The organism is Citrobacter sp. XT1-2-2 (genome assembly GCF_023516235.1).
Taxonomy (GTDB): domain Bacteria; phylum Pseudomonadota; class Gammaproteobacteria; order Enterobacterales; family Enterobacteriaceae; genus Citrobacter; species Citrobacter werkmanii.
This window is the reverse complement of the sequence record NZ_CP097324.1, coordinates 2636748-2659235: the sequence shown is the minus strand read 5'-3', so window position 1 is coordinate 2659235 and position 22488 is coordinate 2636748. Positions and strand designations below refer to the sequence as shown.

25 protein-coding genes and 1 pseudogene are annotated in these 22488 nt (G+C 51.9%); 11 read left to right on the top strand and 15 right to left on the bottom strand.

The window, feature by feature from the left end; translation table 11 throughout:
* Positions 1-104 precede the first annotated feature (104 nt).
* Entirely contained in the window at positions 105-1274 is a 1170-nt protein-coding gene (locus M4I31_RS12655; RefSeq protein ID WP_085049405.1) for an MFS transporter, read from the top strand.
* 39 nt (positions 1275-1313) lie between these two features.
* Here M4I31_RS12655 and sodB read toward each other — a convergent pair whose 3' ends face one another.
* Positions 1314-1895: a superoxide dismutase [Fe] gene (sodB, locus tag M4I31_RS12650; RefSeq protein ID WP_003029205.1), complete on the bottom strand. Its 582-nt coding sequence runs from the start codon at positions 1893-1895 to the stop codon at positions 1314-1316.
* 127 nt (positions 1896-2022) lie between these two features.
* Positions 2023-2853: a C40 family peptidase gene (locus M4I31_RS12645; protein ID WP_038640372.1), complete on the bottom strand. Its 831-nt coding sequence runs from the start codon at positions 2851-2853 to the stop codon at positions 2023-2025.
* A gap of 334 nt (positions 2854-3187) precedes the next feature.
* Here M4I31_RS12645 and grxD point away from each other — a divergent pair, with 334 nt between their 5' ends.
* The gene (gene grxD / locus M4I31_RS12640) at positions 3188-3535 is read left to right on the top strand and encodes a monothiol glutaredoxin 4 (protein ID WP_003832760.1); all 348 of its coding nucleotides are present in this window, start codon (positions 3188-3190) and stop codon (positions 3533-3535) included.
* Between the two features lie 53 nt (positions 3536-3588).
* On the opposite strand, the gene rnt is transcribed toward grxD, so the two are convergent.
* The 4 genes from rnt to M4I31_RS12620 all read right to left on the bottom strand — a co-directional run bounded on the left by rnt (position 3589) and on the right by M4I31_RS12620 (position 6588).
* Complete coding sequence (rnt, locus tag M4I31_RS12635) at positions 3589-4236, bottom strand: ribonuclease T (protein ID WP_038640374.1); 648 nt, start codon at positions 4234-4236, stop codon at positions 3589-3591.
* Between the two features lie 95 nt (positions 4237-4331).
* A complete protein-coding gene (gene gloA, locus M4I31_RS12630; RefSeq protein ID WP_038640376.1) occupies positions 4332-4739 on the bottom strand; it encodes a lactoylglutathione lyase in 408 nt (135 codons plus the stop codon).
* Positions 4740-4836: 97 nt separating this feature from the next.
* A complete protein-coding gene (locus M4I31_RS12625; protein WP_038640378.1) occupies positions 4837-5934 on the bottom strand; it encodes an alkene reductase in 1098 nt (365 codons plus the stop codon).
* Positions 5935-5988: 54 nt separating this feature from the next.
* A complete protein-coding gene (locus tag M4I31_RS12620; RefSeq protein WP_038640379.1) occupies positions 5989-6588 on the bottom strand; it encodes a TetR/AcrR family transcriptional regulator in 600 nt (199 codons plus the stop codon).
* Positions 6589-6688: 100 nt separating this feature from the next.
* On the opposite strand from M4I31_RS12620, the gene M4I31_RS12615 reads away from it, so the two are divergent.
* The 3 genes from M4I31_RS12615 (at position 6689) to sodC (ending at position 8480) form a co-directional block, all read left to right on the top strand.
* Positions 6689-6928, top strand: coding sequence for a DUF1289 domain-containing protein (locus tag M4I31_RS12615; RefSeq protein WP_038640381.1), 240 nt, complete (start codon positions 6689-6691; stop codon positions 6926-6928).
* 49 nt (positions 6929-6977) lie between these two features.
* Positions 6978-7874 carry an aldo/keto reductase family oxidoreductase gene (locus tag M4I31_RS12610; RefSeq protein WP_069324199.1) on the top strand — a complete coding sequence of 299 codons (897 nt, stop codon included), beginning with the start codon at positions 6978-6980 and terminating at the stop codon, positions 7872-7874.
* A gap of 81 nt (positions 7875-7955) precedes the next feature.
* Positions 7956-8480: a superoxide dismutase [Cu-Zn] SodC gene (sodC, locus tag M4I31_RS12605; RefSeq protein ID WP_085049404.1), complete on the top strand. Its 525-nt coding sequence runs from the start codon at positions 7956-7958 to the stop codon at positions 8478-8480.
* Here the strand turns inward: sodC and M4I31_RS12600 are convergent.
* The 3 genes and pseudogenes from M4I31_RS12600 to M4I31_RS12590 all read right to left on the bottom strand — a co-directional run bounded on the left by M4I31_RS12600 (position 8456) and on the right by M4I31_RS12590 (position 11595).
* Positions 8456-10496 (bottom strand): annotated as a pseudogene (locus M4I31_RS12600) (FUSC family protein). The gene sodC and the pseudogene M4I31_RS12600 sit on opposite strands and share 25 nt — an antisense overlap.
* The gene (locus tag M4I31_RS12595; protein ID WP_038640386.1) at positions 10493-11356 is read right to left on the bottom strand and encodes an HlyD family secretion protein; all 864 of its coding nucleotides are present in this window, start codon (positions 11354-11356) and stop codon (positions 10493-10495) included. The pseudogene M4I31_RS12600 and the gene M4I31_RS12595 overlap by 4 nt, the downstream one beginning before the upstream one ends.
* 2 nt (positions 11357-11358) lie before the next feature.
* Positions 11359-11595: a DUF1656 domain-containing protein gene (locus M4I31_RS12590; RefSeq protein ID WP_085049402.1), complete on the bottom strand. Its 237-nt coding sequence runs from the start codon at positions 11593-11595 to the stop codon at positions 11359-11361.
* Positions 11596-11787: 192 nt separating this feature from the next.
* Here M4I31_RS12590 and slyA point away from each other — a divergent pair, with 192 nt between their 5' ends.
* Positions 11788-12228 (top strand): transcriptional regulator SlyA, encoded by a 441-nt coding sequence (gene slyA / locus M4I31_RS12585; RefSeq protein ID WP_019076732.1) that lies wholly within the window; start codon positions 11788-11790, stop codon positions 12226-12228.
* 46 nt (positions 12229-12274) lie between these two features.
* Here the strand turns inward: slyA and slyB are convergent, their stop codons facing one another.
* A complete protein-coding gene (gene slyB / locus M4I31_RS12580) occupies positions 12275-12742 on the bottom strand; it encodes an outer membrane lipoprotein SlyB (RefSeq protein ID WP_003029175.1) in 468 nt (155 codons plus the stop codon).
* Between the two features lie 273 nt (positions 12743-13015).
* Here slyB and anmK point away from each other — a divergent pair, with 273 nt between their 5' ends.
* From anmK to pdxY, 5 genes are all read left to right on the top strand, one after another.
* Positions 13016-14137, top strand: coding sequence for an anhydro-N-acetylmuramic acid kinase (anmK, locus tag M4I31_RS12575; RefSeq protein WP_085049401.1), 1122 nt, complete (start codon positions 13016-13018; stop codon positions 14135-14137).
* Between the two features lie 93 nt (positions 14138-14230).
* Entirely contained in the window at positions 14231-14554 is a 324-nt protein-coding gene (gene mliC, locus M4I31_RS12570) for a C-type lysozyme inhibitor (RefSeq protein ID WP_038640393.1), read from the top strand.
* Positions 14555-14613: 59 nt separating this feature from the next.
* The gene (gene pdxH, locus M4I31_RS12565) at positions 14614-15270 is read left to right on the top strand and encodes a pyridoxamine 5'-phosphate oxidase (RefSeq protein ID WP_038640396.1); all 657 of its coding nucleotides are present in this window, start codon (positions 14614-14616) and stop codon (positions 15268-15270) included.
* Positions 15271-15396: 126 nt separating this feature from the next.
* A complete protein-coding gene (tyrS, locus tag M4I31_RS12560; protein WP_038640399.1) occupies positions 15397-16671 on the top strand; it encodes a tyrosine--tRNA ligase in 1275 nt (424 codons plus the stop codon).
* A gap of 64 nt (positions 16672-16735) precedes the next feature.
* Positions 16736-17596 carry a pyridoxal kinase PdxY gene (gene pdxY / locus M4I31_RS12555; RefSeq protein WP_038640402.1) on the top strand — a complete coding sequence of 287 codons (861 nt, stop codon included), beginning with the start codon at positions 16736-16738 and terminating at the stop codon, positions 17594-17596.
* 107 nt (positions 17597-17703) lie between these two features.
* Here pdxY and gstA read toward each other — a convergent pair whose 3' ends face one another.
* The 5 genes from gstA to rsxG form a co-directional block, all read right to left on the bottom strand.
* Positions 17704-18309 (bottom strand): glutathione transferase GstA, encoded by a 606-nt coding sequence (gene gstA, locus M4I31_RS12550; protein WP_085049400.1) that lies wholly within the window; start codon positions 18307-18309, stop codon positions 17704-17706.
* Between the two features lie 104 nt (positions 18310-18413).
* A complete protein-coding gene (gene dtpA, locus M4I31_RS12545) occupies positions 18414-19919 on the bottom strand; it encodes a dipeptide/tripeptide permease DtpA (RefSeq protein ID WP_038640405.1) in 1506 nt (501 codons plus the stop codon).
* Between the two features lie 613 nt (positions 19920-20532).
* Complete coding sequence (gene nth, locus M4I31_RS12540) at positions 20533-21168, bottom strand: endonuclease III (RefSeq protein WP_038640407.1); 636 nt, start codon at positions 21166-21168, stop codon at positions 20533-20535.
* The gene (locus M4I31_RS12535; RefSeq protein ID WP_038640410.1) at positions 21168-21860 is read right to left on the bottom strand and encodes an electron transport complex subunit E; all 693 of its coding nucleotides are present in this window, start codon (positions 21858-21860) and stop codon (positions 21168-21170) included. The genes nth and M4I31_RS12535 overlap by 1 nt, the downstream gene beginning before the upstream one ends.
* A 3-nt stretch (positions 21861-21863) precedes the next feature.
* A complete protein-coding gene (gene rsxG, locus M4I31_RS12530) occupies positions 21864-22484 on the bottom strand; it encodes an electron transport complex subunit RsxG (RefSeq protein WP_085049399.1) in 621 nt (206 codons plus the stop codon).
* Positions 22485-22488 lie beyond the last annotated feature (4 nt).

Below are 22488 nucleotides of genomic sequence, written 5' to 3'. Positions count from 1 at the left end.
AAAGTCTTTTGCAATTTTGTTAACTTTATTAATTTTGCGATCAATGTCATGCTTTTGACTCTTATTTTATGTCGCGCCACGGCTCGACGTTACGGAGTCGATATATGAAAATCAATTATCCCTTACTGGCGCTGGCGATTGGCGCGTTTGGCATTGGCACCACCGAATTTTCGCCAATGGGATTATTGCCCGTGATTGCCAAAGGGGTGGATGTCTCGATTCCCGCGGCCGGGATGCTGATTAGCGCGTATGCGGTTGGCGTGATGGTGGGGGCTCCGCTGATGACACTGCTGCTGTCCCATCGCGCGCGACGTAATGCGCTGATATTCCTGATGGCTATTTTCACGCTGGGCAACGTGCTTTCCGCTATCTCGCCGGATTACACCACGCTGATGCTGTCACGTATTTTGACCAGTCTTAATCACGGCGCCTTTTTTGGTCTCGGCTCTGTGGTCGCCGCAAGCGTGGTACCTAAACATAAGCAAGCCAGCGCCGTGGCAACCATGTTTATGGGGTTAACGATTGCCAATATTGGCGGTGTTCCCGCGGCGACGTGGCTTGGTGAGACAATCGGCTGGCGGATGTCGTTTATGGCGACGGCGGGTCTGGGCGTCATCGCTATGGTCAGCCTGTTCTTCTCATTACCGAAAGGTGGGGCAGGAGCGCGCCCTGATGTCCGCAGCGAACTGGCGGTACTTATGCGCCCACAGGTGCTGTCGGCTCTGCTGACCACTGTGCTGGGCGCAGGCGCGATGTTCACGCTTTATACTTACATCTCGCCGGTGCTGCACAGCATTACCCATGCCACACCGGCGTTTGTGACCGGAATGCTGGTATTAATTGGCGTCGGATTCTCGATCGGAAACTATCTTGGCGGCAAACTGGCGGATCGTTCTGTCAACGGTACGCTTAAAGGCTTTTTGCTGTTGTTGATGGTTATTATGCTGGCCATTCCCTTCCTCGCGCGTAATGAGCTGGGGGCGGCGGTCAGTATGGTCGTCTGGGGCGCGGCGACGTTTGCGGTGGTTCCGCCGTTGCAGATGCGGGTGATGCGCGTTGCCAGCGAAGCGCCAGGGTTATCATCGTCAGTCAACATTGGCGCGTTTAACCTGGGAAATGCGTTAGGTGCGGCAGCCGGTGGGGCGGTGATTTCCGGTGGTCTGGGCTACAGTTTTGTACCCGTGATGGGAGCGATTGTGGCGGGGCTTGCGTTACTGCTGGTCTTTATCTCGGCAAGAAGGCAATCTGAAGAAATCTGCACTGCCTCCAGCTAAGGCTAAAACGCAGAAGGGGGGCCCTTCTGCGTTATCATTTTATGCTGCGAAGTTCTTCGCAACAAATTCCCAGTTCACCAGCGCCCAGAAGTGCTCCAGGTAGCCAGGACGGGCATTGCGATAATCGATGTAGTAGGCGTGTTCCCATACGTCAACGGTCATCAGCGGCGTCGCGTCGGTCGTCAGCGGAGTTCCTGCGTTGGAAGTAGAAACGATAGCCAGTTTGCCATCCGTTCCTTTAACCAGCCAGGTCCAGCCAGAACCGAAGTTTTTGATAGCGGCATCGGTGAATTGCGCTTTGAAATCCGCAAAGCTGCCAAAGGAGGCGGCAATTGCATCGGCCAGTTTACCGGTCGGCTCGCCACCTGCGTTCGGCGCCAGGCAGTTCCAGTAGAACGTGTGGTTCCATACCTGTGCAGCATTATTGAATACACCGCCTTCAGAGCTACGAACGATCTCTTCCAGTGATTTACCTTCAAACGCCGTACCTTTGATCAGGTTGTTCAGGTTGGTCACGTAGGTTTGATGGTGTTTGCCATAGTGGTATTCCAGCGTTTCGGCAGAAATGTGCGGTGCCAGAGCATCTTTGGCATACGGTAATGCAGGTAATTCAAACGACATTGCTTCTCTCCTTATTATTTATATTGAGTACACACAATAGCCTCATTGTGAGTAAGGATAGGGTAGCAAATTGAAAGGTTATGCAAAAGAAGAACTTACCCTACAGCATGTTCTGTAGGGTAAGTTTTTAGCGAATTGTTTTTGGTGTCATTACCCGACGCGCGCCGACATAGTGGCGCTGCCAGTAATCTTCGCTCAGAGAAGTGATTTGAATTTCCTGACCGCTGCGCGGTGACTGAATAAATTTACCGTTACCCACGTAAACTCCGACGTGATCGGCTGTGCCGCGACCTTGGGTGCGGAAAAAGACCAGGTCACCGTTTTTCAGCTCGCCACGTTCAATCGGTGCGGCGTCACGCAGGTGGTACATTTCATTCGCCGTACGCGGAATGCGGAATTTAACCAGATCTTTATAGGCGTAATAGACCAGACCGCTGCAATCAAAGCCGGTTCTTGGCGAAGAGCCGCCCCAACGGTAAGGTTTGCCGATTTGGTTCATCAGGGTGGACATAGCGGTTTTCGTCGCTTTCTGCACTTTAACTTTATGCGCCTCAGCAAGCGTTGTCGGTGCGGCGGTTTTCACTTTCACACAGCGCGGTTTATGACCTTTGCGCGGCGTACATTTTTCAGTCCAGGTAACGGCAGCGGTTTGTGCTGCGGCATTTTTGCTGCGACGGTTTACCGTTTTAGTCGATTTTGCCGGAGTGGCTGTGCGTTTTTTAGAAGAGGAGGCTGTTTTGCTACTGGTTTTGCTGGTGGTTTTTGTCGCCGATTTCTTGTTGGTCCTGGCTGTTTTTTGGCTGGTTGTTGCGCTTTTCTTTTTATCTACCGTTTTGACGGTGTGGGAACTGGTAGGTGTCGTCCTGGCCTGCTTGGAAGCATGCGCCATAGGCGTAAAAGGCAGTGTAGTAAAAAGTAAAGCACAGAGCGTGATCGAGATTCGGTTTATCCGCGCCACTGAGCAGTCCTCTGTTAAGGCAGGTCTATCATACCTGCGTGTGATTTTCAAAACTTGATGATTCTAATCTATCGAAACGGGGAAAGTTAATAGCTTTTTTTGTTTAACGCGGCGTTTCGTTACCGACCGCAAAAAAAAACAGCAAATCAAAGTGTAGCCGGTGAATAAATAATCAAAACCATACACTTCGAGCGGGTAAGTAAGATTAAGAATGCAACTTTTAACGGCAGGCGATAAAATAATAACGCGTAATGAAAATGTTATTTTCCGTTGCCTGCCTGACCCGCTACAATGTCAGACTACTGCCGTAAAAGAAGTTTAAGGAAGCAAGATAATGAGCACCACTATCGAAAAAATCCAGCGCCAGATCGCTGAAAACCCAATTCTCCTGTACATGAAGGGTTCCCCTAAACTGCCAAGCTGCGGTTTCTCCGCTCAGGCCGTACAGGCGCTGTCCGCCTGTGGTGAACGCTTTGCTTATGTTGATATTCTGCAGAACCCGGATATTCGCGCCGAGCTGCCGAAATACGCAAACTGGCCGACCTTCCCACAGCTGTGGGTTGATGGCGAGCTGGTTGGCGGTTGTGACATTCTCATTGAAATGTACCAGCGCGGTGAGTTGCAGCAGCTGATTAAAGAAACAGCGGCGAAATACAAAACCGAAGAGCCGGACGCTGAGTAATATCAGCTGACATAAAAAAGCGACCTGTGAGGGTCGCTTTTTTTATCGGTCCGTTATGCGTCTTCCGGCACGGGGAGAGGCCAGCCGCCGAGGCGTTTCCAGCGGTTAACGATTTCACAAAACAGCACGGCCGTACGTTCGGTATCATACAGCGCCGAGTGCGCCTGAGTGCCATCAAATTCCATTCCTGCCGCCAGGCATGCTTTTGATAACACAGTTTGCCCCAGTGACAGACCGCTTAATGCCGCAGTATCAAAGGTAACGAACGGGTGAAACGGGTTACGTTTCAGTGAGGCGCGTTCTGCAGCGGCCATCATAAAACTGTGGTCGAATGTGGCGTTATGCGCCACCATGATTGCCCGATTGCAGCCGCTGTCTTTAATGCCTTTACGTACCATTTTAAAGATGGCATGCAGAGCGTCGTATTCACTGACCGCGCCACGTAAAGGATTGTTAGGGTCAATACCGTTAAAGGCGAGCGCTTCAGGCTGCAAATTTGCCCCTTCAAACGGCTCTACGTGGAAATGTAACGTCGTGTCCGGCATCAGCCAGCCTTGTTCATCCATTTTCAATGTGATGGCTGCGATCTCAAGCAGCGCATCGGTTTTGGCATTAAACCCTGCGGTTTCGACATCAATGACGACAGGGTAAAAACCACGAAAACGGTCACACAGACCGGAAAGTTGAGCGTTATCGGACATCTGGGTCTCTTAATACGGGAAAATTGCAGCGCGTATTATGGCAAAATGATGATGATAAAACTACGGGCACAGACGATCTGCGCCCGAGGGGGAGGTTAGTCGCCCAGGCCGCGCCCGGCGTCTTTCTCTTCAATTAATTCAATTTTGTAGCCGTCCGGATCTTCAACAAACGCGATCACGGTTGTGCCGCCTTTTACCGGGCCAGCTTCACGCGTCACGTTACCACCGTTCTGACGAATACGTTCGCAGGCTTCAGCCGCGTTGTCTACGCTCAGGGCGATATGACCGTAGGCTGTGCCCAGCTCATAGTTGTCAACGCCCCAGTTATAGGTCAGTTCGATCACGGCTTCACTGGTTTCAGGACCGTAGCCAACAAAGGCCAGAGAGTACTTGTATTCAGGGTTTTCGCTGGTACGCAGCAGTTTCATGCCCAGCACGTTGGTATAAAACTCGATGGAACGCTGCAGGTCACCCACGCGCAGCATGGTATGAAGTAAACGCATCTTTTTCCCCTTCGAAAATGGCTAATACATTCAAAATGTTGTTTTAGTATAGCGGCGTTGTTACGCCGCTATCAATGGCAGAACGGAGATTGTGACGTTAGAGGGTCGGGTAATCGGTGTAACCTTCCGCGCCGCCGCCGTAGAAGCTTTCGGCACGCTGTGGGTTCAGTTCCGCTTTATGTTGCAGACGCGCCACCAGATCCGGGTTAGCGATGTAAGCGCGACCAAAAGCAACGGCGTCGATCAGACCTTTCTCGATCAGCGTTTCGGCTTTTTCAGGCGTGTAAGCGCCCGCGCCAATGATCGGACCGTGGAAACGTGCACGCACTTTCTCGCGGAACGCGTCGGAATACGGCTCACCACCGGCCCAGTCCGGTTCAGACATATGCAGATAAGCGATACCGCGCTTGCCCAGTTGTTCAATCAGATACAGCGCGTCGGCTTCTTCATTCGGACCGTTGTCGACGTTCTGGAAAGAGCCAATCGGAGAGACGCGAATGCCAATGCGATCGGCACCCCATTCTTTAATACCGGCATCGACAACTTCCAGCACCAGACGCGCACGATTCTCGACGCTACCGCCGTATTGATCGGTACGCTGGTTAGAGGTTGGCGACAGGAACTGGTGCAGCAGGTAGCCGTGGGCGGAGTGCAGTTCTACCATGTCGAAACCCGCTTCACGCGCGTTAGCAATTGCCTGACGGAAATCATTAACGATACCCGGAATTTCTTCCGTTTCGAGTGCGCGCGGCATAGTCGTATCGGCACGCGTCGCCAGACCGTTTTCATCGCGCAGTGAGGTGCGGGTACCGGCGCTAATCGCGGAAGGTGCTACCGGTGGCTGGCCGTTTGGCTGCAGACTGGCGTGGGAGATGCGCCCGGTGTGCCACAACTGGACAGCAATATGACCTTGCTCAGCATGTACGGCTGCAGTGATTTTCTTCCATGCGGCAATCTGCGCTTCGCTGTGTAGTCCCGGCGCACCGGCATAGCCTTTCGCCTGGGCGGAAATCTGCGTCGCTTCACTGATGATGAGTCCCGCGCTGGCGCGTTGACGGTAATACTCGGCCATCAGCGGAGTAGGGATGTCGCCAGGCTCAATGCTGCGCAGACGCGTCAATGGCGCCATAAAAACGCGGTTTGCTGCCGTAATGGCACCCACTTTCAGTGGGGAAAACAATTTTTCAGATGACATGTGGCACTCCTGAATAGACCGGTCGTCTAGTAATAAAAGAAATAAAAACGCCTGTTAAACGGCAGGCGTTGTAATGATGGTTTTAACGTGCGCCAGCGCATTTTCCAGCGGCGTGGCGCTACGAGAAATCTTGGCCTGAAGATTGGCGCCCAGCCACAGCGCATACAAAACCTGCGCCTGCTGTAATGGCTCGCCAACAAAAGACAGACAATGATTGGCCTGACCTTTCTCCAGCGCCTGCGCCAGCAACGCAATAATGTGTCGCGCGCCTTTATCCATCGCGGTACGCATATCTTCTGACAGATCGCACACTTCGGCAGACAGTTTAACGGTTAAACAACCGCTAATAATGCCGTGCTGGCTAAACTGATTCAGGGTTTCCTGATAGTAAGCCAGAATCCTGTCGCGGTAATTTCCCGCCCCCGTATCAAAATGCGTAGCCAATCGCTGATGATAAGCCGCATAGTGGCGTTCCAGCATCGCGACGCCGAACGCTTCTTTTGAGCGAAAATAGTGATAAAACGAACCCTTAGGCACTTCAGCTGTTTTCAGTAGCTCACTCAGGCCCATGCCGGTGAAGCCACGCTGCATGCACAGCAGCTCGCCAGTCGCCAGAAGATGTTCGCGTGTATCGTGTTCAGTGACTTTGTTCATGAAAGAAGCATAATAGACCAGTCGGTCTAATGCAATAGCGCTTGCGAGAAATTCAGTTAACGTCTTCAATAGATATATCAATCTTACTACAGGAGGGGATGTGGCCGAACAGCTGGAATTTTTCCCCGTCCAGAGCCCATGCCGTGGTATATGTCAGTCTGACGAGCGCGGCTTTTGCCGTGGCTGTTTTCGTAGCCGGGATGAGCGTTTTAACTGGCAAAAAATGAGCGATGCCGAAAAGCAGGACGTGCTGCGTCTTTGTCGTCAGCGCCTGATGCGTAAATTACGTGCAAACAAACCCAACCCGCCGGAAGAACCGCAACAACCTTCACTCTTTTAAAAGCGTAATTGCGTATACTCGATGCACATTCATTTATAAGGAAGCTGCTATGGTTCAGCGTATTACTATTGCGCCGCAAGGCCCGGAATTTTCTCGCTTTGTGATGGGTTACTGGCGCCTGATGGACTGGAATATGTCCACGCGTCAGTTAGTCAGCTTTATTGAAGAGCATCTTGACCTGGGCGTTACCACCGTCGATCACGCCGATATCTACGGCGGATACCAGTGTGAAGCAGCGTTTGGTGAGGCGATGAAGCTGGCTCCGCATTTACGTGAGAAAATGCAGATTGTCACCAAATGCGGGATCGCCACGACGGCACGCACGGAAAATGCGCTCGGGCACTACATTACCGACAGCGACCATATTATTGCCAGCGCGGAACAATCGTTAAAGCTGTTGGCGACCGATCATATTGATTTGCTGCTGATCCATCGTCCCGATCCACTGATGGATGCAGACGATGTGGCCGACGCATTTAAAAAATTGCACCATAGCGGCAAAGTGCGTCACTTTGGCGTCTCTAATTTCACCCCTGCGCAGTTCTCGCTGCTGCAATCGCGTCTGCCGTTTACTCTGGCGACCAACCAGGTTGAAATTTCACCGGTGCATCAGCCACTCCTGCTGGATGGCACATTAGATCAATTGCAACAGCTGCGTATCCGCCCGATGGCCTGGTCCTGCCTCGGAGGCGGTCGTCTGTTTAATGACGATGCCTTCCAGCCGCTGCGCAATGAACTGGCCGCGATCGCAGAAGAGTTGAACGCACAGTCTATTGAGCAGGTGGTGTACGCCTGGATCTTACGTCTGCCTTCGCAACCGCTGCCGATTATTGGTTCGGGTAAAATCGAGCGTGTTCGTGCCGCCATTGAGTCCGAAGCGCTGAACATGTCTCGCCAACAATGGTTCCGTATCCGTAAAGCCGCGCTCGGTTATGACGTGCCTTAATCGCGTTTTTGGCGCTTCACCGTTCAAATTTGTGTCACTGGTTTACACTTATCAATCAGACACCTTTTAGACGGAGGTCTTATGAAGCGTTTGAGTTTAGCCATTATTACCTTACTGGCCTGTGCAGGTGCGCAGGCTACCAGTGAAGAAAAAGTGACGATGAATCTGGTGACGTCGCAAGGCGTCGGCCAGGCGATTGGTACTGTCTCAATTACTGAAACCGGAAAGGGGCTGGAATTTACCCCCGATTTGAAAGCGTTGCCGCCGGGTGAACATGGTTTCCATGTGCATGCCAACGGCAGCTGCCAACCGGCGATTAAAGACGGGAAGGCGTCAGCGGCGGAATCAGCGGGAGGGCATTACGACCCTCACCAAACGGGTAAACACGAAGGCCCGGAAGGTGCAGGCCACATGGGTGACCTGCCGCTGCTGGTGGTGAATAACGATGGTAACGCCACAACACCGGTCGTTGCGCCCCGGCTTAAATCCCTGGATGAGGTAAAAGGCAAGGCGCTGATGATTCATGTGGGCGGCGATAATATGTCCGATCAACCGAAACCGCTTGGCGGTGGCGGAGCGCGCTACGCCTGTGGCGTTATCAAATAATCAGCTGCTTAGCGTACCCGGTGGTGGCGCCTGTTCAAGCTGTGACAGCGAGCAATGCAGGCGCCAGACGAGGGCCGACAACTCCTGCGCAGCAGGTTGGTGATGGTGGGCGAGCGTATCGCAGATACGCTGTAGCTCGCTTAGCGTGGCATTCAACGGTCGTTGTTGGACGCCGCGCTCACTCATCACGTCGCGAAGCAACGCGATACACACGTCCCTGACGCGAGCCAGCGGATCTGAGCGCGCCTCCCAGGTACGCAGTTGCCACACCACATGCGAGCAGTTCAGCAAGACAACCCCCCAACGTAATAACCAACGCCTCGCCAGTGCATCCTGACTGTTACTCAGCTGGCTGACGTGATGATAGGTCAACGACTCAAATTCATTCTCACTGAGTGCAGGATGTCGGCTGAGCTGATCGACAAAATCCCGACGCAGGGCGCGAATATGACGGCGGCTTTTCCGCGCATCCGATCCGGGGCGTAGAATGGCGAATGCCAGCCATGACAGCGCCACGCCGGTGATTTTCGCCAAATTGTCATTCAGAAAATCAGCAAAATCGTATACCGGGGGATTCGTTACCGCGATGAACGATCCCATAAACACGATAAGCTGCCCCCAAAGCCCCGCCAGCGCAGGCATTTGTAGCTTTAACAACTGCATGGTGGCGAGGAGCGGGAAGAGAAACAGGATGAACTGCCAGAGGTCGGTAATTTGTACCATCAAACCAAACTTGACCACAAAGCTAAACAGCGACAACAGAACCAACGTGCGCATTAACAAGGAAAGTGATTTGAAGGGCGTGGCAACGGCGGAATACAACACGCTGCTGATGGCCGCGAGCGTGAGTGCGCCAGATCCTGATTCCCATTGTGCGCCAATGCTCCATGCGCCGATAAGCATCAAAGTGCAGAACGTGCGCAACCCGCTCCAGATAGCTTCCGCATTATCGGTATGGCGGGCAAGCCCTGGCGTACGAGCAATATTGATACGTTCGGCGGTAACGCCATTTTCCAGCAAATGCAGGTAATGGCTGCTACGTAAGTAGAGGCGGCAAAAATAGCGCAGCCGTTGCCAGAAGGCGACGTGTCGATAATCGCGGGCATCGACGGGCCGCAGTGGGGCGATGATACGCGCGACGGTATAGCTGTCGGTATTGGATTTGACCAGCGCGCCAAGTAATTGCTCAATGATATCGCGGGTATTAGCGGGAGGATTAGGCCAGTTCAGCAGCATTCTGCGCAGGCTGGAAATCACGCTGGTCATACGTAGTTGCTGATGCAACAGCGAATTGAGTAAGGCATTTTGGCGGCGAAAGCGGTAGTGACTCCAGAACGCCTGTATACGCAACAGGTTCATGGTCAGAATCTGACCGATAACACCTTCATGTGCCGTGCGGATGGCATCCGTTGTCTCCGGTTGCCAGAGCAAACTGGCATGCTCGAGCAAACGCGTATGCATGTTTTTCAGTGCTGTAAGCAACGTGGTGCCATCGGAGGTGCTGGGTAGGATCATCATCATCATACCCCCGCACAAGATACCGACAATGACCTCGCATACGCGGGCCTGCGCGATATCCCATAACTGCGTGATCTCAACGGTATTGACCATGGGAAACGCGATGATCGCCGCCGTGTAACCCGCCAGTTGAAAGGCGTAGGCGACGTTATTAGTAAAATGCGCGCAGGCCCAGGTACAAAAGCCGATCCAGACTGACATGCTCAGCAGAAAAAGCCACGGTTCATTGAGGGTATGGCCGGCAATAATCAGTGCGGCTGTCGCGCCAAGTAAACTACCAGCTACACGGCCCAGGCTTTTGCTGATCACCCCGCCGACGGTAGGGAAACTCACCACCGCCGCCGAAGTCATCGCCCAATAGGGCTCGTCCAGATTGAGATAATAGGCGAAGGTTAACGCCAGACACATTGCAATGGTGTTACGCAGCGCATAACGCCACTGTGCCGGCGTGGCTTTAAACCATGGCCAATTGCCTGGCGTCAGGGGGGGCATTTTCATTTACGCTGACCGATGGAGACGCTACAGGTGGTACCAGAAACCAGTGTGACATCCTGCGGTAAAGCGTCAAATTCAATGCGTACAGGGACACGCTGCGCCAGACGTACCCACGGCACGTTAGGTTTGATGTCGGGAATCAGACCGGAATCGCTTTCAACACTTTGGTCATAAATTGCGCGACCGATGCTGGAGACGTGACCCTGTAACTTAACGTTGCCGCTATAGAGTGTAATTAACGCCGGTGCGCCTTCGCGTATGTGACGCAACTTCGTTTCTTCAAAATACCCCATCACATAAAAAGAGTGGCTGTCGACAAGAGCAAACAGCGGCTTACCGGTTGAGGCGTAGTCGCCGGTGCGGGTTGAAAGGTTGGTGACCCAGCCCGCTACGGGCGCTTTGACGACCGTTTGCGACAGTTGCCATTGCGCCTGGCGCAAACTGGCCTCGGCTGCTTCAACGCTTGCCTGCATCGCTTTTACGTTGAGGTTGGCGGTATCCAGATCTTCGGCTGAGATATAATTTTGCGATAAGTGACGACGGCGATTGGCTTCGTTATTCGCTTTTGCCAGATCGGATTGAGCTTTCGCCAGCTGTGCTTGCGCATTCAGTTCAGCAATGTGAAACGGCGTCTTGTCGATAGTAAACAGGACATCACCTTTATTCACGAACTGGTTATCTTTTATATTGAGTTCATTAATGCTGCCCGAAACCTGCGGTGTGATGCTGACCTGTTCTGCGCGCACTTTGCCATCACGTGTCCAGGGCGATTGCATATAGTAATTCCACATCCACCATCCGGCAAAAACTGCGATTGCAGCGACTATAATGGTTGAGAAGTATTTAATGGTTTTGAGCGACATAATCACCACACAATCAGCAGAACAAAGGCCAGACCTACGCTAAGCGTAAAGAGAGACAGATCCATCAACAGGGGATGCCAGATCTCACCGGAATAAATCCAGTCGCGCAGCAGGCGATGAACAACCAACCAGAGAATAAACCCTGCGACAAACGCCTTGAAAATGGGAGGGAAGTAGACAGATGCACCGATCATTAAATCTTGTAGGGGCAATCCTGTTGCATTAAACATAAACTTCACGGGCAAAATCCTTGACGGAAGAGAGCATTGCTATAGGTTTAGCAAAAAAGAGACGATGAGTCTCTGTAACACATAATGTCTGAAAAAATGTCAACCGGTAAGCAAATTTGGCAATACATTTGTTTTGAGAATACAAATGCTGCACACTATTCTAAAATCAGTACAATAACTTAGCAAGCTAATTATAAGGAGATGAAATTGGAATCGCCATTAGGTTCTGATCTGGCACGGTTGGTGCGCATTTGGCGTGCTCTGATTGACCATCGCCTGAAACCTCTGGAGTTGACGCAGACGCATTGGGTTACGCTGCACAACATTCATCAGTTGCCACCGGATCAATCGCAGATCCAGTTGGCTAAAGCGATTGGCATCGAACAGCCTTCGCTGGTACGTACGCTTGACCAGTTGGAAGAAAAGGGACTCATTTCACGACAGACTTGCGCCAGCGATCGTCGGGCAAAGAGAATTAAACTGACTGAGAAAGCCGAACCACTGATCGCAGATATGGAAGCGGTTATCAACAAGACACGTGGAGAGATTCTGGAAGGGATTTCAGCTGAGGAAATTGATCTGCTGATAAAACTGGTCGCCAGACTGGAACACAATATTATTGAACTGCAGTCTCAGGGCTGAGACGAGAGATGACGTGTGGCCAGAGCCTGACCACACGTAAATTCGATTAACGTGGAGACACGGTAACCTGGCTGCCGTTGTTCGCCATAACAACACGCTGACCCGCAGAGAATTTGGTCGCGCCCTGTTTCTGAACCACCATGATGGTATTACCATCATCCTTACGGATTTCCAGTTCGACACCCTGAGTTTTATTCATCGCGCCTTGCACGCCCTGGCCCGCAACGCCACCGGCAACTGCGCCTGCAGCCGTCGCTAATGAACGACCCGTACCGCCGCCGACGGTGTTACCCAGGAATCCGCCGAGCACCGCACCACCGATAGCGCCAATTACGTTTGCGTCATCGCCACCCTGGATTTGCACCGGACGAACATGAACAATCGTACCGTAGGTAACGTTCTGAACTTGTTTCGCTTCGGATGCGGTATATACGTCGCCTGAAAGGCTATCATTGTTCACGCAGCCCGCTAAAGATACGCCCATTAATGAAACAATCAGCACACGTTTAATCATTTACAAATCTCCTTTGTCACCACGAAACGCTAATAAAGCCCCATCATGGTTAAATTATATGGCATTTGTGAGCCTGAGGTCACATGTTCCACTGGCACAATATGAAAATCTTAACCGAAATCGGATCAACCGAGTATAAACGAATCATTCATATAATTGATGTAATTAAGCGACCGTTGGCATGATTTCCTCTCAAAAATCATTCAGGAAGCATGGCATTAGTCTGCACTTTATGGTTGAGTGTCAAGGCTAATTTGCTTAAAAGGATGACGTATGAAATCGGGCCGTTTTATCGGTGTTATGTCTGGAACCAGCCTTGATGGCGTCGATGTTGTGCTGGCGACAATAGATGAAACGATGGTTGCACAGCAGGCGAGTCTGACCTGGCCTATCCCTGGTCATGTAAAACAGGCGATTCTGGATATCTGCCAGGGGCAGCAGCTTACGCTTTCTCAGTTTGGTCAACTGGATGTGCAACTGGGTTATCTTTTTGCTGAGGCGGTAAATGCGCTACTGGCGAAGGAAAAATTGAAACCGCAGGATATCGTGGCGATTGGCTGCCACGGACAAACCGTGTGGCATGAACCGAACGGCGCCGCGCCGCACACGCTGCAAATTGGTGATAACAACCAGATTGTCGCGCGTACCGGGATAACCGTCGTCGGCGATTTTCGTCGACGTGACATCGCGCTCGGTGGGCAGGGCGCGCCACTTGTTCCTGCGTTTCATCAGGCACTGTTGGCTCATCCTACGGAACGGCGGATGGTGCTGAACATCGGCGGAATTGCCAATTTGTCTCTGCTTATTCCGCAACAACCCGTTCGTGGATACGACACCGGGCCGGGCAATATGCTGATGGATGCCTGGATCTGGCGGCAATGCGGTCAACCTTACGACAAAGATGCGCAGTGGGCCATTTCAGGAACGGTAGTCCTGCCGTTGCTGCAAAATATGCTTAACGACCCTTATTTTTCCACGCCTGCGCCCAAAAGCACTGGTCGTGAGTATTTCAATTACGGCTGGATAGAGCGTCATCTGGCGCAGTTCCCGGGAATCAGCCCACGCGATGTACAGGCGACGCTTGCCGAACTGACGGCCGTCACCATTTCAGAGCAGGTCTTGTTAAGCGGCGGCTGTGATCGGCTCATGGTATGTGGCGGTGGAAGCCGTAATCCGCTGCTGATGATGCGTCTGGCGGCATTATTGTCAGGTACCGAAGTCACCTCTACCGATGAAGCCGGGATCAGCGGCGACGATATGGAAGCGTTAGCCTTTGCCTGGCTGGCGTGGCGAACGCTGGCTGGATTACCGGGAAATTTACCTTCTGTGACCGGGGCGTCAGAGCCGAGCGTGTTAGGGGCGATTTATCCTGCCAATCCGCGAACTCAGAGTTAACTGAAATTATTCAGCGCGGCATACCGGTAAACTAGGGATATTAGGGAGGGTGCCATTACCCTCCGGGACCAGGAAAGTCTTCAGGATAGGGCTATGAAAAAACTGTTGTTAGTATGTCTGCCGGTACTGCTTAGCGGGTGCAGCGTGTACAACCAATTTGTTGAGCGTATGCAAACCGACACGCTTGAATACCGCTGTGATGAAAAACCGCTTACCGTGAAGCTGAACAATACGCGCCAGGAAGTGAACTTTGTTTATGATAATCAGCTATTGAACCTCAAACAGGGCATGTCGGCATCGGGGGCGCGCTATACGGATGGTATCTACGTCTTCTGGTCTAAAGGCGACGAGGCAACGGTCTATAAACGAGACAGAATTGTGCTAAATAACTGTCAGTTACAGAACCCGAAGCGTTGAGATTTTCACCTGGGCGGCGCACAATAGCGTCACCCACTGACAATCCGTAGCCCAACATCATGTCTGATAACGACGAATTGCAGCAAATCGCGCATCTGCGCCGTGAATACACGAAAGGCGGTCTTCGCCGCCACGATCTTCCCGCCGAGCCCCTTGCGCTGTTTGAGCGTTGGCTGGGGCAAGCCTGCGATGCCAAACTGGCAGACCCTACTGCTATGGTTGTTGCGACCGTTGATGAAAACGGTCAGCCGTATCAGCGCATCGTGTTGCTCAAACATTATGATGACAAAGGGCTGGTTTTCTATACCAACCTCGGTAGCCGCAAGGCGCATCAAATCGAGAAGAACCCCCGTATCAGTCTGTTGTTCCCATGGCATACCCTGGAACGGCAGGTGATGGTGATTGGCAAGGCTGAGCGCCTTTCCACGCTTGAGGTGGTGAAGTATTTCCACAGTCGCCCACGCGACAGCCAGATTGGCGCCTGGGTATCTAAACAGTCCAGTCGAATCTCCGCTCGCGGCATTCTTGAAAGCAAATTCCTTGAGCTGAAGCAGAAGTTTCAGCAAGGGGAAGTTCCGTTGCCCAGTTTCTGGGGCGGCTTTCGCGTAAGTATTGAACAAATGGAGTTTTGGCAGGGCGGCGAAAATCGTCTGCACGATCGTTTTTTATACCAACGTGAAGATAACGCGTGGAAAATTGATCGTCTGGCCCCCTAAAGATGCAAAATTCTTGTTTTAAGCGCTGGTGCTGATCAATCCGGCGCTTTATTCTATGTTTCTTTCGCATCAGGCGAAAAGTCGTGTACCGGCAAAGGTGCAGTCGTTTTATACATGGAGATTTTGATGGCAAGCAGTAACTTGATTAAACAATTGCAAGAGCGGGGGCTGGTGGCCCAGGTGACGGACGAGGAAGCGTTAGCAGAGCGACTGGCGCAAGGCCCGATCGCGCTCTATTGCGGCTTCGATCCTACCGCTGACAGCTTGCATTTGGGGCATCTGGTTCCATTGTTATGCCTGAAACGCTTCCAGCAGGCAGGCCATAAGCCTGTTGCACTGGTAGGTGGCGCGACCGGTCTGATTGGTGACCCGAGCTTTAAAGCCGCCGAGCGTAAACTGAATACCGAAGACACCGTGCAGGAGTGGGTGGATAAAATCCGTAAGCAGGTTGCACCGTTCCTCGATTTCGACTGTGGCGACAACTCGGCGATTGCTGCGAACAACTACGACTGGTTTGGCGGTATGAATGTACTGACTTTCCTGCGTGATATCGGCAAACACTTCTCTGTTAACCAGATGATCAACAAAGAAGCGGTTAAGCAACGTCTGAACCGTGACGATCAGGGGATCTCCTTTACCGAGTTTTCTTACAATCTGCTGCAGGGCTATGACTTTGCCTGCCTGAATAAACTGCACGGCGTGACGCTGCAGATTGGTGGTTCTGACCAGTGGGGTAACATTACCTCAGGTATCGACCTGACCCGCCGTCTGCACCAGAATCAGGTATTTGGTTTGACCGTTCCGCTGATCACCAAAGCGGACGGCACCAAATTTGGTAAGACCGAAGGCGGCGCAGTGTGGCTGGATCCGAAGAAAACCAGTCCGTACAAATTCTACCAGTTCTGGATCAACACCGCCGATGCGGACGTTTATCGCTTCCTGAAATTCTTCACGTTCATGGACATTGAAGAGATCAATGCGCTGGAAGAAGAAGATAAGAACAGTGGTAAAGCACCGCGCGCCCAGTATGTTCTGGCTGAGCAGGTCACACGTCTGGTTCACGGTGAAGAAGGTCTGGTTGCGGCAAAACGCATTACCGAAAGCTTGTTCAACGGCAACCTGAGCGATTTGAGCGAAGCGGATTTCGAACAGCTGGCGCAGGATGGCGTGCCGATGATTGAGATGGAGAAAGGTGCGGATCTGATGCAGGCGCTGGTAGATTCCGAACTGCAACCGTCTCGCGGCCAGGCGCGTAAGACCATTGCGTCTAACGCGGTGACCATCAACGGTGAGAAGCAATCCGATCCGGAATATTTCTTCCAGGAGAGTGATATCCTCTTCGGGCGCTACACCTTATTGCGCCGTGGCAAGAAGAACTATTGTCTGATTTGCTGGAAGTAAGATTTAGTTAGCAGGGGCGTGGGAAACTACGCCCCTTTATTTTTTCAGGGTTGTGATAAGTAAAATGAAAAATATCCTCGCCATCCAGTCCCACGTTGTTTTTGGTCATGCGGGCAACAGCGCGGCTGAATTTCCGATGCGTCGTCTTGGCGCAAATGTCTGGCCGTTAAATACCGTGCAGTTCTCTAACCACACGCAGTACGGCAAATGGACCGGTTGCGTTATGCCGCCGACTCATCTGACTGAAATCGTGCAGGGTATTGCCGATATCGATAAACTCCAGACCTGTGACGCAGTACTAAGCGGCTATCTTGGCTCGGCAGAGCAGGGTGAGCATATTCTGGGTATTGTGCGCCAGGTTAAAGCGGCCAATCCGCGGGCAAAATACTTTTGTGACCCCGTGATGGGGCATCCGGAGAAAGGGTGTATCGTCGCGCCGGGCGTGGCGGAATTTCATGTGCGTCATGCGCTTCCCGCCAGCGACATTATTGCCCCGAACCTGGTTGAACTAGAAATTCTGTGCGAACATGCGGTTCACAATGTGACTGAAGCGGTGATGGCTGCCCGTGAGCTGATCGCCCAAGGGCCAGAAATTGTGCTGGTGAAACATCTGGCTCGCGCAGGTATTAGCACCGATCGTTTCGAGATGCTGCTGGTCACTGCGCAACAGGCGTGGCATATCAGCCGCCCATTAGTCGATTTTGGCGCGCGTCAGCCGGTTGGCGTGGGTGACGTTACCAGCGGCTTGCTGCTGGTGAAACTGCTCCAGGGCGCGTCTTTACAGCAGGCGCTTGAGCATGTGACGGCGGCAGTGTACGAAGTGATGATCGCCACCAAAGAAATGCATGAGTATGAACTGCAGGTGGTAGCCGCTCAGGATCGTATCGCGATGCCTGAACACTACTTTAGCGCGACGCAGTTGTAATCAATGCCCGATGGCGCTCACGCTTATCGGGCGTACGTTTGGCCGTCGGCCAGCCAAGTAAGTAGGCCGGATAAAGCGCCTGGCGCCGCCATCCGGCACATTAGTGATTAGCTCAACCCTTCTGCTTTAAGCGCTGCGGCAACCGCCGGGCGTTCAGCCATACGCGCCATATACGCCTCGATATGGCTTAATCCTGCCATATTCAGCTTAACCGCATAAGCCCAACGCAGCACGGTGAAGAGATAAGCGTCTGCAATGCTGAAGCGCGGGCCGCAGATCCATTGCTCATCTTTCAGCGATTCATTCACGTACTGCATTTTTTTCTCCAGCTGCGCGCGAACGGTTGGCTTGAAGTCTTCCGGCGTATCGGGACGGAACAGCGGGGTAAAACCTTTATGCAGTTCTGTCGCAATGTAATTAAGCCATTCGATGGTTTTGTAACGGGAGAGGCTGCTGGTAGGGGCGAGGAGGTGGCGGTCTGGCACTGTGTCCGCCAGGTACTGCATGATGGCGACGCCTTCGGTTAGTAATGTACCGTCGTCCAGCAGCAGCGCGGGAACTTGTCCTTTGGGGTTTACCGCGAAAAAATCATCGCCGTTTTCCAGACGTTTCTTCATCAAATCGACACCATCCAGCGTGAAATCTTTACCGCTCTCACGCAGCGTGATGTGGGAAGCGAGAGAACAAGCGCCCGGTTTGTAGAATAGTTTCATCGGTAACTCCTTTTGGCTGAGGTTTATCGTATGGTAGTGCTACCTCAGGTAAAAAAAAAGCCGCTAACAACAGTTAGCGGCCTGAAAATGAGTTTCCCTGAGAATTACGCTGTCGCGGCCTTAGAGGCTTTCTCATTAACGTCATCGTCCTGAGTCATACGATTCAGTTTCGGCGCCGTCAGCAGCATCAGAACAGCGATAACCGCCGTTGCAACACCAATCTGCAGGAACACACGACCGTAGACTTCCAGAGACATCAGCGGGTCAGTCACGTTTTCTGGAACTGCCATCATGTTGGCGACGTAACCGCCGATGATGTTTGCACCGGCAGTGGTCAGGAACCAGCTCCCCATGATGAAGCCCATCAGACGCTGCGGAACCAGCTGCGCCACCATGGCGAGACCCAGACCGGAAATCATCAGTTCACCGATGCTTTGCAGGCCGTAGCAGATGATCAGCCAGTTAACAGAAACGATGCCCGCATCGGTGGCGAATTTCGCACCCAGCGGCAGGATCAGGAACGCACCGGAACACAGCACCATACCAATCGCGAACTTGGTCGGCATCGGCAGCGTATCACCCATCTTGTTATAGATAGCGGCGAGGATTGGGCTACCAATGATGATCCAGAACGGGTTCAGCGCCTGGTACTGCTCAGGTTCAAAAGCAATACCCAGAATAGAGTGTTCAACGTTACGAATCGCGAAGAAGTTCAGTGAAGTCGGCATCTGGCTGTACAGCACGAAGAAGATAATCGCTTCCAGCATCAGAATGAAGGCGACGATCATTTTACGACGCGCAGCACCGTGCATGGTGAAGGCTTCTTTACCGAAGATAAATACGATACCAATGGCAATCACACCCAGAACCATACGGGCGATTTCCTGGTTGTGCAGCAGCCAGGTCGCAATCGCAATCAGAACCACAACGCCAGCGATGGTCAGCAGCAGGTTACGGAAGTTGATCGGCTCAAAGTCAGGTTTAGAACCGTACTGTTTAACCCAGCGCTGACAGAATGCGAAGTTAACCACGGTGATCAGCATACCTACGACGCTCAGCGCGAACGCGGTGCTCCAGCCGTAACGCGCAGCTAACCATGGCGTTGCCAGCATAGAGAAGAATGAACCGATGTTGACGGACATGTAGTACATGGTAAATGCACCATCAAGACGCGGGTCATCTTTTGCATAGCAGGTAGAGAGCAGGGAGGATGGGTTGGCTTTAAACAGGCCGTTACCGACCGCGATGGCCGCCATGCCCATATAAACAATACCGGCATCGTGACCGGACCATGCAACCAGCGCATAACCGATGGCCAGAACAATGGCGCCCAGCATAATGACACGTTTTGTTCCCAGAACTTTATCACCTAACCAGCCGCCGATGGCAACCAGACCATACACCAGGGCGCTAAAGGACGAGAAAAGGGTGATGGAATCCGCTTCTGACATACCCAGTTGCTTAACCAGGTAGACGGCCATAATCCCTTGCAGGCCGTAATAACCAAAACGTTCCCACAGCTCTATCGAGAAAATGAGATAGAACGCTTTCGGTTGTTTGAAGGCGTTTAAACTAACGCTTTCTGTTGGTTTATTGTTTGCAGTAGACACTTTTACCTCTTTTTTTACATCCCATATCAACGGGGGTGTTCAGGTACGTGATGAATCAAGTTCATCCGTCCGATTGTTATAGTGGGAGGGGAAACGGCAAGTAATGTTCACTATCTTGACCATTCAGACAAGTGGTTTGTAATAATCTGTTACATATATCCTGGGTGGTGAAATCATCGGTACAGAGAAATGTTATCTAGCGTTAAATTTTTTCATTTGAAAAATCGCAGATTTTTACACTGTTTAAGTCACCCAAAAACCGTAATGCGGCGATATGTTCTGCTATTTGCGGTTGAATCCAGTGATATAGGCCATTATCTGAAAAATAGCCAGTGTAATGTTTTGTTTAGAAACTGTTCAGTAAGGTCATCTGATTGTCACTTTAACTAAAAAATAAAAATTATTTAACATTGTGTTGTCTGAGTGATCTGCATCACGTATAGATAGAAATTTCTATTACTAAAAAAACGATTAACCTGCTCAGGTGTTTATACACAAGAATAATGCGTTAGATATGCGCAGTTGAATGGCATCATCGACGGGAAAAGATTGTTTAGGGAGTGCATAACTAATCGTTATGTGTCAAAGGGGCAAAGGGAACGCCCCATCAGTATCAGATATCAACTTTCTCTTTGAATTCGCAGAGATCTTCGATGATGCAAGAACCGCAGCGCGGTTTTCTGGCAATACAGGTGTAGCGGCCATGAAGGATTAACCAGTGATGGCAATCGACTTTAAATTCACTCGGTACGACTTTCAGTAATTTTTCCTCTACCTGCTCGACGTTTTTGCCTGGCGCAAATTGCGTGCGATTACAGACGCGAAAAATATGGGTATCTACCGCAATGGTAGGCCAACCGAAGGCGGTATTTAACACCACGTTGGCTGTTTTTCGCCCAACCCCGGGCAGGGCCTCTAATGCGGCCCGGTCTTCTGGCACTTCGCCATTATGTTTTTCCAGCAGAATGCGGCAGGTCTTAATCACGTTCTCCGCTTTGCTGTTGAACAACCCGATTGTCTTGATGTAGGACTTAACCCCGTCTACGCCGAGCTCCAGCATAGCGGCAGGGGTATTGGCGACAGGGTACAGCTTAGCCGTGGCTTTATTGACGCTGACATCGGTGGCCTGCGCGGAGAGCAAGACCGAAATCAGCAGTTCGAACGGCGATGTAAAATTCAGCTCAGTGGTTGGATGCGGATTGTTATCACGCAGGCGTGTCAGTATTTCCAGCCGTTTTGCTTTGTTCATTACACATTCCCTGTTTCACCAACCGGACTGTCTGCAACAGCCGCTTCGGCACGACGTTTCTTCATTTTCTCATCGATCAGATATTTCACCGCCAGCATCAGGCCCAGACCAATGAAAGCGCCCGGTGGCAGCATGGCCAGCAGAAACGGCGTATCGGTATGGAAGATCTCTACGCGTAGTACTTTAGCCCAACTGCCTAACAGACCGTCTGCGCCATCAAATAGCGTGCCGTTACCAATTATTTCACGCAGCGAGCCCAGAACAAACATGGCCCCAGTTGCGCCCATACCGATGGAGAACCCATCAAGGGCGGATAATGCCGGGCCTTTTTTAGCCGCGAAGGCTTCAGCACGACCAACAACAATACAGTTGGTCACAATCAGCGGAATAAAGATCCCCAGAGACTGATACAGGCCAAAAGCGTAAGCATTAATCAGCATCTGTACCGCACTCACGACGGAAGCGATGATCATGACATAAATCGGAATACGAATTTCAGACGGTGTCCAGCGACGCAGGGCTGAAATGGTCAGGTTCGTCAGCGTCAGGACGAGCGTAGTCGCCAGTCCCAGACCTAACGCATTGGTGGCGGTAGAAGTTACCGCCAGCAGCGGGCACATACCAAGTAACTGCACAAGCGCGGAGTTATTTTTCCATAACCCCTGGACAATGACATCTTTAATTTCGCTCATGGTTTATTCTCCACAGGCGCTAAGTTGAGGGAGTTGCGCTGGCAACGTCTGCGCATACAAACCGGCGCGTTTCACCGCATTAACTACCGCACGCGGCGTAATGGTTGCGCCAGTAAACTGGTCGAAGTCGCCGCCATCTTTCTTCACCGCCCAATGGGCATCGTTACCCGCGCCGATCGTTTTGCCGCTAAAGTGGGTGATCCAGTCGGACAGACGCAGCTCAATTTTATCGCCCAGCCCCGGCGTTTCATGGTGTTCAGTTACGCGTGTGCCCAATACGGTACCTGTGAAATCCACACCAACCAACAGTTGAATAGCGCCGGAATAACCATCTGGGGCAGTGGCTTCGAGAATTGCCGCAACAGGTCGATCGTCCTGGCGCGCGATATACACACGGTGAGTCCCTTTACCTAACGCTTGCGCATTCACCAGATAGCAACTCTCAGACAACGCGTTATTGTAGCGATTGCCAGGCAGAACCTGATCAAACAATACTTTTTGCTGCAACGCCGCTTGTTCATCGATAGTGGATTTGGTTAATTGATTGATTGCCGCGGTTAACCCCGTAGATCCGGCGGCAAACAGCGCCAGAGTAATACCGTGTTTACGAATCGTTTTCAGCATATGT

What these genes read in the sequence shown, in the direction of transcription:
- M4I31_RS12655 (WP_085049405.1), top strand. Translation starts at nt 105, where the DNA reads ATGAAAATCAATTATCCCTTACTGGCGCTGGCGATTGGCGCGTTTGGC.
- sodB (WP_003029205.1), bottom strand. Translation starts at nt 1,895, where the DNA reads ATGTCGTTTGAATTACCTGCATTACCGTATGCCAAAGATGCTCTGGCA.
- grxD (WP_003832760.1), top strand. Translation starts at nt 3,188, where the DNA reads ATGAGCACCACTATCGAAAAAATCCAGCGCCAGATCGCTGAAAACCCA.
- rnt (WP_038640374.1), bottom strand. Translation starts at nt 4,236, where the DNA reads ATGTCCGATAACGCTCAACTTTCCGGTCTGTGTGACCGTTTTCGTGGT.
- gloA (WP_038640376.1), bottom strand. Translation starts at nt 4,739, where the DNA reads ATGCGTTTACTTCATACCATGCTGCGCGTGGGTGACCTGCAGCGTTCC.
- M4I31_RS12625 (WP_038640378.1), bottom strand. Translation starts at nt 5,934, where the DNA reads ATGTCATCTGAAAAATTGTTTTCCCCACTGAAAGTGGGTGCCATTACG.
- M4I31_RS12620 (WP_038640379.1), bottom strand. Translation starts at nt 6,588, where the DNA reads ATGAACAAAGTCACTGAACACGATACACGCGAACATCTTCTGGCGACT.
- M4I31_RS12610 (WP_069324199.1), top strand. Translation starts at nt 6,978, where the DNA reads ATGGTTCAGCGTATTACTATTGCGCCGCAAGGCCCGGAATTTTCTCGC.
- sodC (WP_085049404.1), top strand. Translation starts at nt 7,956, where the DNA reads ATGAAGCGTTTGAGTTTAGCCATTATTACCTTACTGGCCTGTGCAGGT.
- M4I31_RS12595 (WP_038640386.1), bottom strand. Translation starts at nt 11,356, where the DNA reads ATGTCGCTCAAAACCATTAAATACTTCTCAACCATTATAGTCGCTGCA.
- slyA (WP_019076732.1), top strand. Translation starts at nt 11,788, where the DNA reads ATGAAATTGGAATCGCCATTAGGTTCTGATCTGGCACGGTTGGTGCGC.
- slyB (WP_003029175.1), bottom strand. Translation starts at nt 12,742, where the DNA reads ATGATTAAACGTGTGCTGATTGTTTCATTAATGGGCGTATCTTTAGCG.
- anmK (WP_085049401.1), top strand. Translation starts at nt 13,016, where the DNA reads ATGAAATCGGGCCGTTTTATCGGTGTTATGTCTGGAACCAGCCTTGAT.
- mliC (WP_038640393.1), top strand. Translation starts at nt 14,231, where the DNA reads ATGAAAAAACTGTTGTTAGTATGTCTGCCGGTACTGCTTAGCGGGTGC.
- pdxH (WP_038640396.1), top strand. Translation starts at nt 14,614, where the DNA reads ATGTCTGATAACGACGAATTGCAGCAAATCGCGCATCTGCGCCGTGAA.
- tyrS (WP_038640399.1), top strand. Translation starts at nt 15,397, where the DNA reads ATGGCAAGCAGTAACTTGATTAAACAATTGCAAGAGCGGGGGCTGGTG.
- pdxY (WP_038640402.1), top strand. Translation starts at nt 16,736, where the DNA reads ATGAAAAATATCCTCGCCATCCAGTCCCACGTTGTTTTTGGTCATGCG.
- gstA (WP_085049400.1), bottom strand. Translation starts at nt 18,309, where the DNA reads ATGAAACTATTCTACAAACCGGGCGCTTGTTCTCTCGCTTCCCACATC.
- nth (WP_038640407.1), bottom strand. Translation starts at nt 21,168, where the DNA reads ATGAACAAAGCAAAACGGCTGGAAATACTGACACGCCTGCGTGATAAC.
- M4I31_RS12535 (WP_038640410.1), bottom strand. Translation starts at nt 21,860, where the DNA reads ATGAGCGAAATTAAAGATGTCATTGTCCAGGGGTTATGGAAAAATAAC.
- rsxG (WP_085049399.1), bottom strand. Translation starts at nt 22,484, where the DNA reads ATGCTGAAAACGATTCGTAAACACGGTATTACTCTGGCGCTGTTTGCC.